This is a genomic window from Pseudomonas sp. GZD-209 (assembly GCF_049310485.1).
Classification (GTDB): Bacteria; Pseudomonadota; Gammaproteobacteria; order Pseudomonadales; family Pseudomonadaceae; genus Aquipseudomonas; species Aquipseudomonas sichuanensis.
In genome coordinates, this window is the sequence record NZ_JBMOWQ010000161.1 from 1 (window position 1) to 9,781 (window position 9,781).

The window sequence follows — 9,781 nt, forward strand, 5'->3', positions numbered from 1 at the left end:
ATCGCGGGGCAAGCCCGCTCCCACGAGCCCAGCACAGGCTGCGTGGGAGCGGGCTTGCCCCGCGATGGGCTTAGAAGGTCGTACGCAGCCCTACCTCCACACTACGCCCCGGCGCCGGCGCGATATCCCGTAGGATCGAACTGGCATAGCGCACCGTCTGGTCGGTCAGGTTCTCCCCCCGCACAAAGGCCAGCCACTGGCTCTGGCCGATATCGAAGCGATAGCCAAGGCTGGCCCCCAGGGTGGTGTAACCCTCGGTGCTGGTCTCATTGGCCGGTTTGCGGTGCTGCGAAGCGGCATGCTGCACGTCGACCCGCGCCTGCCAGCGATCCAGTTCCCACACCAGCCCGCTGTTCAGGCGCAAAGGCGCGATGCGCGGCAGCGGCTCGCCGCTGTCGAGGTTCTTCGCCCGGGTGTAATCGCCCGAAAGCTCCAGGGCGAAACTGCCGTAGCGGTTCTCCAGCAACTGCCAACGGTCCTGGGCCTCGATGCCATAGAAGCGCGCACGCACGCCCTGGTACTGGTACTCGGGGAAGCCTTCGTGCTCATGGTCATGCTCATGGTCTTCGTCATGGTCATGATCGTGCCCCTCGCGCAGGTTGCCGGTACCGATCAGGCCGATGTAGTTGCGAAAGTGGCTGTAGAACACGCCGACACTGCCCTTGTGGGTGCCATTGTCGAAGCGTAAGGCCAGGTCGCCGGAGATGGCCTTCTCTTTGTTCAGGCTGGCGTCACCCACTTCAAAGGCGCCGGTGGCGACGTGGGCGCCGTTGGCGTACAGCTCGTAGAAGGTCGGCGCGCGCTCGGTGTAGCCCAGGTTGGCGGCCAGCGCCCACACCGGGTCGAGCTGGTACACGGCGCCGGAAGAGAGGCTGAAGGCGTTGAAGCTGCTGGCGCTGTCGGCGGCGGCAAAGGTTTCATTGCCCTTGGCATCGGGGTCGACACGGGTGTGCTCCAGGCGGGCGCCCAGGCTCAGGTTCAGGCGCTGCGTGGCCTGCCATTGTTCGAGCATGAACAGCGCCAGGCTGTCGGTGTCGGTGTGCGGGACGAATGCCTCCTCACCCAGGGCGGAGAATTCGTTGCGGCTGACCTGTGCGCCGATCACCCCCTCGACCGGGCCGAGCGGCTGGTGCCGCGCCTCGATGCGCGCCTCGTAGCCTTTGTTCTTGAAGGTGGTATGCACTTCGCCGCTTTCGATCTCGCGGTGCTGGTAGTCGGTGTAGCCGGCATCGACCTTGACCGAGCTGAACGGGCCGTCGAGGTCGCGCAGCTCCGAGGCGAAGCCGTAGTGGTCCTGTTGCATGTCCAGGCGCACACCGGGCTCGGCCACCGAGCCGTAGTTGCTGTCGTAGCGGCTGTAGGACAGGCCGGTGTAGCCGTGATCCCAGTGGTAGCTGCCGCCGATTGCGCCACCGTCCTGGCGGCCGTCGCTGTTTTCCAGGCGGTGCTTGCTGCCGGGCTCGTCGGCGTCGCGCACCTTCGAGCTGCGCGCATAACCGGGGATGCGCAGGTCGTTGAACTGGCGGCTGTTGGCATCCAGGTGCAGGGCGAAGGCGCCGTTGCCGGCTTCCAGCTTGCCGGCGCTGCTGCGGGTGGTGTCGGCGCCGCCGTAGCGCAGCTCACCGGCGCCGTGGATGCCGTCGATGGGCGCGTCGGGGATGCGGTTGTCGAAGGTGTTGACCACACCGCCGATGGCGTTGCCGCCGTACAGCAAGGCGGCCGGGCCACGCACGATCTCGACCCGCTCGACGGTGACCGGGTCCAGTGGCACGGCGTGGTCATAGGACAGCGACGAGGCGTCCAGGGCACCGACGCCGTTACGCAGGATGCGGATACGGTCGCCGTCCAGGCCACGGATCACCGGGCGGCTGGCGCCGGGGCCGAACCAGGTGGAGGCGACGCCGGGCTGTTTGTTCAGGGTCTCGCCCAGGCTGCCGTGCTGCTGTTGCAGCAGCGCGTCGCCTTCGAGCACGGTGCTGGGGGCGGCCAGTTGCGCGTTGCCCAGCGGGTTGGCGGTGATCACCTGGGGTTGCAGCTCGACGGCGTGGCTTGCGGGCGAGGCCAGCCACAGCGCGACGGCGAGGGGGGAGAGGTGCAGGGGGATGTGACGCATGGGGTGGGGCGTTCCTTGGCAGAAATGCTAATAGTTACTTTATAACATTTCATCACAAGCGGTTCGGTACTGGCCAGTACTTTGTGGACTGGCGTAGTTGTCTGTAGGGGCGGCTGCACAGGCCGTAGATGCCACTACCCCACTACACTCGTGTAAGGTGCGCACCTTCCCGAACCTGGAGCACTGGCATGAGCACGGCCCAACACAATGCGCTGCACGGCAAGACCCTCGAGCAGATCCTCACCGAGCTGGTGGCGCACTACCAATGGCAGGGCCTGGCCGAGCGCGTCGATATCCGCTGCTTCAAGAGCAACCCGACCATCAAGTCGAGCCTGACCTTCCTGCGCAAGACGCCCTGGGCACGGGAGAAAGTCGAGCTGCTGTATGTGAAGCTGCAGCGCAAAGGCTGATGCCGCGCCGCCCCTGGCTGACGCTCGCCGCCGTGCTCGGCTGGGCGGGCCTGGCGATCCAGTTGTACCTGGTGCTGCTGGCGCGCTGGCAGGCGCAGGCCAGCCTGATTGGCGGGCTGGTCAACCTGTTCTGTTTTTTCACCGTGCTGAGCAACACCCTGGCGGCCACGGTATTGAGCCACGCCGCGTTCGGTCGCGAGTCGGCGGCCAGGCGCTGGTTCCTCTCACCCGCGGTCAGTTCGTGCATCGCCGCCAGCATCGTGCTGGTGGGCCTGGCCTACAGCCTGCTGTTGCGCCACCTCTGGCAACCCCAGGGCTGGCAATGGTTGGCGGACGAGCTGCTGCACGATGTGATGCCGGTGCTGTTCTTTCTGTATTGGTGGTTCGAGGTGCCGAAGGGGCAACTGCGGCTGTGGCACCTTGCGGTGTGGGCGCTGTATCCGGGGCTGTATTTTGCCTTTGTGCTGTTGCGCGGGCATGAGATCGGGGTCTATCCATATCCCTTCGTCGATGTGGCGCGATTGGGGTATGGGCAGGTGATGGTCAATGCCCTGGGGGTGCTGGCGGGGTTCTGGGGGATCGGGCTGGTATTGCTGGGGCTGGATCGGTGGCGCAGGCCTTCATGAAACTGTTGGTGTTATCGCGGGGCAAGCCCGCTCCCACGCTGATCCACCCTTGGACTGCCCCCAAGAAGTTGGACACCAATCCAACCCTTAGGAGTAGTCCACTGCGTGGGAGCGGGCTTGCCCCGCGATAATGCAGTACTGGCAACTCATTCGTCGTCGGCGGTGCCGTCAGCTCGCCAGTAAGCAGCGGCCTTGAGGGCATCCTCGGGCACGCCTTTCTCCTGCAGCAGCGCCTTGGCCTGGCGGGTCAGGGATTTCTCCAGCGCCACCCAGCCGTACAACCGGCCATCTGGCAACGCCAGGTGCTTCACTCGCTCCAGCACGTCTTCGGCATGCCTGCGGACCCAGATCACCTCGACCTGCGCCTTGCTCGGCAGTGGCTGGCGCTCCTGTTCATCCTCGATCTGGATCACCGCCAGCACCTGGCGCCCCGCCGGCAGCTCCTCCAGGCGTCGCGCAATGGCCGGGATCGCCGTTTCATCGCCAATCAGCAGGTAACTGTCGAAAATATCCGGCACCACCATCGAGGCCCGTGGCCCGGCGATGTCCAGTGTCTGCCCAGGTGCGGCCTGGGCGGCCCAGGTCGACGCCGGGCCGTCGCCGTGCAGGACGAAATCGATGTCCAGCTCCAGGTTCACCAAGTCGATGCGCCGTGGCGTGTATTCGCGCATGGTCGGCCGGGCGCCGCCGTCGCGGCCCAGGTTGCGCGCATCGATGGCCACCTGCTCCTCGGGCGTGCAGGCAAACAGCAGCTTGATGTGATCGTCCGTGCCGAGGCTGGTGAAACCGGCCAGCTCGGCGCCGCCGAGGGTGACGCGGCGCATGCGCGGGGTCAGCTCGGTGACCCGCAGCACGACAAGGCGGCGCTGGCGGATCTCATGGTTGACGCGATGGATGGTGTCGCTCATGGGGTGTTCTCCGTAACGGCCGGCCCGGAGGCGATGGCCTTGGCGGTGTCGTTGAGCAGGGTGCGTACCCGCTCGATCTCGTCGGGCGTCCAGCGGCCGCTGTGCATGTGCAGGGCGTGGCGCAGGTTGCCGACGGCTTCATGGATTTCGGCGGGGCGGTCATGGCCGCGCAGGGCACGTTTGCTCACTTCGATGCGCATGCGCACGCCGTCGAGGGCGACCGCTTGCTCGGCCAGGGCATTGCGACCGGCATCGGTGATGGCGTACAGGCGCTTGCTGCCCTGGACCTGGCCGCTGATCAGCTCGGCTTCTTCGAGGTAGCTGAGGGTTGGGTAGATCACGCCGGGACTAGGGCTGTAACTGCCGTCGAACAGGTTCTCGATCTGGCGAATCAGGTCGTAGCCATGGCCAGGCTGCTCGGCCAGCATCGACAGCATCAGCAGTTTCAGGTCGCCCGGGGCGAACACCCGCGGGCCGCGCTCGCCGCGGCCAGGGCGGCGTTCGAATGGGTCGTGGGAGGAATGGTCGCGCATGGCGCAAGGGCTCCGTCTGTTTCGATATATCGCAAGATATTACTCAAGATATATCTAAAGACAAGCCTTCAAATGCAGATGATTATCATCTAGTTGTTCGATAGGTCGTTGCGCTGTGCGGGTTGCAATGCCACCTGCGGTGCCTTGCACGCGTTGGGGTTGTTCGGCTCCAGGTACGGCATGAGGATCGGCGCCATGCCCTTGAGCACCTGCACCGGCAGTGCCGAGGTGAAGGTGAAGGCTTCGGCCGTGCGCCCCGGCACGAAGGCGGTGAGGGTGCCGAAGTGGTTGTCGCCGAGGAAGAACACGAAGGTGGCGGTGCGGTTCAGCGAGCGCGAGCCGATCAGCCGGCCACCGGCGCCGAAGCTTTCGATGCGGTTGTCACCGGTGCCGGTCTTGCCACCCATCACCAGCGGCGTGCCGTCGTGCAGTTTGAAGCTGCCCGAGATGCGCCGTGCAGTACCGGCGTCCACCACCTGCGACATCGCGCCCTTGAGCGCCCGGGCCACCTCGACCGGGAGGATCCGCTGGCCACGGTCGGGGTCGCTGAGCAGCTGGGTTTCATAAGGCGTGCCCTGGGCGAAGTGCAGGGTGTCGATGCGCAGGGTCGGCAGGCGCACGCCGTCGTTCTGGATGATGCCGACCAGCTCGGAGAGCGCGGCCGGGCGGTCGCCGGAGCTGCCGATGGCGGTGGCCAAGGACGGCACCAGGTGGTCGAACGGGTAACCCACGCGCTTCCAGCGCTGGTGGATGTCGAGGAACGCCTCGATCTCGACCATGGTGCGGATGCGGCTGTCGCGAGCGCCCTGGTGGCGGCTCTTGAACAACCAGCTGTACACCTCCTGGCGCTCGAAACGGCTGGCGTTGAGGGTGTCCTTGAGCGAAGCGCCGGGGTTCTTCAGCAGGTAGCCGAGCATCCACAGGTCCAGCGGGTGGACCTTGGCGATAAAGCCCTGGTCGGGCAGGTCGTACTTGCCCGGCCCGTAGCCTTCGTACATTTCCACCAGGCGGCTGTCGGTGAGCTTGGCCATGGCGATCTTGTCGTCCTTGCTGTGGGCCCTGACAAACGCGTTGAAGGTTTCCTGGCCAGATTCGGGGAACAGGTAGCGGTGCACCGCCGCCAGGCGCTGCGGGGTGACGCGCATGCTGTCGAGGAAGGTATCCAGGCGCTGTTGCGAGGTCTTGCGCTGGTACTTCTTCCAGAACCGCATCATGTAGTTGCTGCCTTCGCGGTCGGCGAAGCGCGCCAGGTATTCCTGGCGCCGTGGGTCGGCGTCGTCCTTGAGCAACGGCTCACGGTTGAACGGCTGCTGGTAGGTGACGTAGCGCACCAGGTCGCGCATCAGGCGGATGAACGGCAGGTTGATCGATTCGCGCAGGGCATCCTTGAGCGTCGGGTTGCGGTTGTTGTCTTCCTTGCGGAAGTTGTTGAACACGTGCATGCCGCCGCCGGTGAAGAACGCCTCGCCGGTATTGGCCGAGTACTTGCGCTCCAGGGCTGCGTCGAGCATGGCGTCGAGGCTCTGGTTCTTCTGGTTCAGCATCAGCCATTCCAGCGACCACTGGCTGATGCGGTCGAGTTCGGCCACCGGCACCTTCTTCAGCTCGGCAGGCGGCTTGCCGGCGTACTTGTCGTGCAGCTCGGCGATGATTTCCAGGTAGGTGGTCAGCACGCGCAGCTTGGCGGTGGAGCCCAGTTCAAGCTTGCTGCCCTCGTTGATGTCGAAGGGCTGGTTGGTGCTGTCGGTCTGCACCCGCACCCGCGAGCCGTCGCCGGTGCGCTCGAACAGGGTGAAGCTGTAGCTGACCTGGTCGGTGGTCTTGCTGGTGAGCAGGCGTTCGCCGATCAGGCCCATCTGCGCGGCGAACGCCGGGTCGGCGAGGTTCTTCAGGTACTGGCTGACCTGCATGTTGAGGTCGGCCTGCAGGGTGCTGGTGGCCGACAGGTCGAGGCGGTCGAGGTCGTACAGCGGGCGGTTGAGCATGGCGGCCAAGCGGTTGCGGGCCAGGCTGATGCCCTTGTTGGTGATGATCGGTACGATGGTCGGCTGGGCTACCCAGTCGCGGTACACCGCCTTGCTGGCAAGGGCCGCGTCGGCCAGGGGGCGCTCGACGATGCCGTTGGCGGCGAGCACGCGGATGTGCGCGTCGGTGAGATCGGCAAGCTCCAGGCGGCCCTTGGACAGGTAATGCGAGGGCCGGCGCTGGGCAATCATCAGCGACAGCACCTGGCGCAGGGCCAGGCCGCGCTCGGCCAGGCTTTTCTCGTCGCTGGCGGTGGACGTGAGGGCCTGGTTGACCTGGTCGAAATCGGCGCCGTACCAGACGCGCAGGCCCTCGGCCATGCCATGCACCTCACCGTGCCCGGGCACCGCCGACAGCGGCACGCTGTTGAGGTAGTCACGCACGATGCGTTCGCGCGCTTCGGTGGTGTCCGGCCCGCCCTGGTAGGCGCGCACGCTGGCCGAAATCATCTGGCGGATCTTCTCGGCGCCGGACACGGTCAGGCCGTCCGGCGAATGCCGGTATTTTTCCAGCTGAGTGGCCAGGGTGCTGCCGCCGGCGGATTGGCCGGGCAGCGCCAGGTACTTGGCCACCTGGCTGTAGGCGGCCTTGGCGAAGCGCGGCCAGTCCACCGCCGGGTTGCTCTTCGGGTCCGCAGGGTCCAGCAGTTCGCGGTTTTCGATGAACAGCAGGCTGTTGACCATCACCGGCGGGATCGCCGCGAAGTTCGGGTACAGGTGCTGTGGGTAGTTGTACTGGTAGAGGGTGTCGCCGCGGCAGTCGGTGATCGACAGGCCGGCCTGGATCTTCTCGATGTAAGGCACGAACAGGCCATGCTCGGCATAGCTCATCAGCGCCGGGGAGAAGTGCACCTGCTGGTTGATCAGGTAGTCGCGCTTGAGCAGGCGCGGCAGGAATTCGCCCAGGGCGCTGTAGCCCAGGCGTTTGTCGAAGGGGCCGTCACCGGGGTAGACGATGGCGTCGCTGGGGCCGGGGTCGAGCTGGTAGGTGAGGGTGCTGGCCAGTTTGCTGAATTCGCGCGATTGCAGGCGCGAGGTCTGGATCTCCTGCCAGGCGGCGTAGCCCACGGCAGCCATGGCGACGATCAGGATGAGCAGGATCAACCGCCACCACAGATGGCGCTGGCGCGCAGGTTTTGGCGGTGGGGTTTCAGCCTGGGGTGCTTTGGGTGCTTCCGTACTGCTTGGTTCCGATTGCCACAGTGCGCCCATAGTCTTGAGTCCGGCCAGGTATTTTCGCGTTGCTTGTCTGAAGCTTAGACGTTGGTCGGCTTTGGTGAAAAATTTGTAGGAGGCTTCGACGGCGCCTGTATGAACATGCGCCTTTGGTGCGACTTCCATTCTTCGGCAATGTTGCTAAGGTAGCTGCCCCATTCCTGTGCATGGGCACTGCAGGGCGTTGATGCCCCTCCGTGAAAGGCGTTTTGGCCGAGGATTCTCGCCAAATTTCCTGCTTTATATAGTGAAAAGCCCTGCATGCGGCTTCCTATACTGCTCGGCCCCTTCGCCCTGCCCGCAACCCGCGCGGCAGACAGGCCGGCCCACAAGGCCGCCTGGCAAGACGACGTTGCGCCTATCGGCGCGGCCGGTGCTGCACGAAGGTCAAATCCAATAACAAAATGAGGTTGTATTGCTATGCCAGTCGGCAACCATCCTGCCCACGGTGAGTCCGCCCAGGGCGGCCCGCTCAAGCGCGAACTGGGCGAACGGCACATCCGTCTGATGGCCCTCGGCGCCTGTATCGGCGTCGGCCTGTTCCTCGGTTCGGCCAAGGCCATCGAAATGGCCGGCCCCGCCATCATGCTGTCCTACATCATCGGTGGCCTGGCCATTCTGGTGATCATGCGCGCCCTCGGCGAAATGGCCGTGCACAACCCGGTCGCAGGCTCCTTCAGCCGCTACGCCCAAGACTACCTCGGCCCGCTGGCGGGCTTTTTGACCGGCTGGAACTACTGGTTCCTGTGGCTGGTGACCTGCGTTGCCGAAATCACCGCGGTGGCCATCTACATGGGCATCTGGTTCCCTGATGTGCCGCGCTGGATCTGGGCGCTGATGGCCCTGGGCAGCATGGGCGCGATCAACCTGATCGCGGTCAAGGCGTTCGGCGAGTTCGAGTTCTGGTTCGCCCTGATCAAGATCGTCACCATCATTGCCATGGTGCTCGGCGGCATCGGCGTGATCGCGTTCGGCTTCGGCAATGACGGCGTGGCCATGGGCATCTCCAACCTGTGGAGCAACGGCGGCTTCATGCCCAACGGCGTGACCGGCGTGCTGATGTCGCTGCAGATGGTGATGTTCGCCTACCTGGGCGTGGAAATGATCGGCCTGACTGCCGGCGAAGCGCGCAACCCGCAGAAGACCATCCCCCAGGCCATCGGTTCGGTGTTCTGGCGCATCCTGCTGTTCTACGTGGGCGCGCTGTTCGTGATCCTGTCGATCTACCCGTGGAACGAAATCGGCAGCCAGGGCAGCCCGTTCGTGATGACCTTCGAGCGCCTCGGTATCAAGACCGCCGCCGGCATCATCAACTTCGTGGTGATCACTGCCGCGCTGTCGTCGTGCAACGGCGGCATCTTCAGCACCGGGCGCATGCTCTACAGCCTGGCGCAGAACGGCCAGGCCCCGGCCACCTTCGCCCGCACCTCGAAGAGCGGTGTGCCGCGCAATGCGCTGCTGCTGTCGATCGGCGCGCTGCTGCTGGGCGTGCTGGCCAACTACCTGGTGCCGGAGAAGGTGTTCGTCTGGGTGACCTCGATCGCCACCTTCGGCGCGATCTGGACCTGGGTGATGATCCTGCTGGCGCAGCTCAAGTTCCGAGCCGGGCTTTCCACTGCCGAGCGTAACGCGCTCAAGTACCGCATGTGGCTGTGGCCGCTGAGCTCGTACCTGGCGCTGGCGTTCCTGGTGCTGGTGGTGGGGCTGATGGCGTACTTCGAGGAGACCCGCGTGGCGCTGTACATTGGCCCGGCGTTCCTGGTGCTGCTGACGGCGCTGTACTACAGCTTGCGCCTGGCGCCGAAAGAGGCGCAAGGCGTGGCGAGTAGCGCCGCCTGATCAACGAAGCCCCGGCCAGTGCCGGGGCTTTGTTTTTGTGTCTGTTGCGAGGGCCTCATCGCGGGGGGGAAACACCCCCCCCGCCACCTCGTCTTTGGGGGAGGGCGGTCTCC

The 9,781-nt window shown here is 65.3% G+C and carries 7 protein-coding genes; 3 read left to right on the plus strand and 4 right to left on the minus strand.

Going from position 1 to position 9,781, the window contains the following annotated elements; genetic code table 11:
* Positions 1–70: 70 nt before the first annotated feature.
* Positions 71–2,113: a TonB-dependent receptor gene (locus ACO6VM_RS18540; protein WP_422403626.1), complete on the minus strand. Its 2,043-nt coding sequence runs from the start codon at positions 2,111–2,113 to the stop codon at positions 71–73.
* A gap of 188 nt (positions 2,114–2,301) precedes the next feature.
* On the opposite strand from ACO6VM_RS18540, the gene ACO6VM_RS18545 reads away from it, so the two are divergent.
* Positions 2,302–2,523 (plus strand): VF530 family DNA-binding protein, encoded by a 222-nt coding sequence (locus ACO6VM_RS18545; RefSeq protein WP_110995111.1) that lies wholly within the window; start codon positions 2,302–2,304, stop codon positions 2,521–2,523.
* Positions 2,523–3,149, plus strand: coding sequence for a Pr6Pr family membrane protein (locus ACO6VM_RS18550; RefSeq protein ID WP_401058845.1), 627 nt, complete (start codon positions 2,523–2,525; stop codon positions 3,147–3,149). Before ACO6VM_RS18545 ends, ACO6VM_RS18550 begins: the two co-directional genes overlap by 1 nt.
* A 146-nt stretch (positions 3,150–3,295) precedes the next feature.
* Here ACO6VM_RS18550 and ACO6VM_RS18555 read toward each other — a convergent pair whose 3' ends face one another.
* The 3 genes from ACO6VM_RS18555 to ACO6VM_RS18565 form a co-directional block, all read right to left on the minus strand.
* On the minus strand, positions 3,296–4,057 hold the full coding sequence (locus ACO6VM_RS18555) for a siderophore-interacting protein (protein ID WP_401058843.1): 762 nt from the start codon (positions 4,055–4,057) through the stop codon (positions 3,296–3,298).
* Positions 4,054–4,590, minus strand: coding sequence for a PadR family transcriptional regulator (locus tag ACO6VM_RS18560; protein ID WP_401058841.1), 537 nt, complete (start codon positions 4,588–4,590; stop codon positions 4,054–4,056). The genes ACO6VM_RS18555 and ACO6VM_RS18560 overlap by 4 nt, the downstream gene beginning before the upstream one ends.
* A gap of 89 nt (positions 4,591–4,679) precedes the next feature.
* On the minus strand, positions 4,680–7,826 hold the full coding sequence (locus ACO6VM_RS18565) for a transglycosylase domain-containing protein (RefSeq protein ID WP_401058840.1): 3,147 nt from the start codon (positions 7,824–7,826) through the stop codon (positions 4,680–4,682).
* A gap of 423 nt (positions 7,827–8,249) precedes the next feature.
* Here ACO6VM_RS18565 and ACO6VM_RS18570 point away from each other — a divergent pair, with 423 nt between their 5' ends.
* On the plus strand, positions 8,250–9,668 hold the full coding sequence (locus ACO6VM_RS18570; RefSeq protein WP_401058838.1) for an amino acid permease: 1,419 nt from the start codon (positions 8,250–8,252) through the stop codon (positions 9,666–9,668).
* Positions 9,669–9,781 lie beyond the last annotated feature (113 nt).

Excerpts from the sequence above, each read along its gene's own strand:
- ACO6VM_RS18540 (WP_422403626.1), bottom strand. The coding sequence starts at position 2,113 with ATGCGTCACATCCCCCTGCACCTCTCCCCCCTCGCCGTCGCGCTGTGG.
- ACO6VM_RS18545 (WP_110995111.1), top strand. The coding sequence starts at position 2,302 with ATGAGCACGGCCCAACACAATGCGCTGCACGGCAAGACCCTCGAGCAG.
- ACO6VM_RS18550 (WP_401058845.1), top strand. The coding sequence starts at position 2,523 with ATGCCGCGCCGCCCCTGGCTGACGCTCGCCGCCGTGCTCGGCTGGGCG.
- ACO6VM_RS18555 (WP_401058843.1), bottom strand. The coding sequence starts at position 4,057 with ATGAGCGACACCATCCATCGCGTCAACCATGAGATCCGCCAGCGCCGC.
- ACO6VM_RS18560 (WP_401058841.1), bottom strand. The coding sequence starts at position 4,590 with ATGCGCGACCATTCCTCCCACGACCCATTCGAACGCCGCCCTGGCCGC.
- ACO6VM_RS18565 (WP_401058840.1), bottom strand. The coding sequence starts at position 7,826 with ATGGGCGCACTGTGGCAATCGGAACCAAGCAGTACGGAAGCACCCAAA.
- ACO6VM_RS18570 (WP_401058838.1), top strand. The coding sequence starts at position 8,250 with ATGCCAGTCGGCAACCATCCTGCCCACGGTGAGTCCGCCCAGGGCGGC.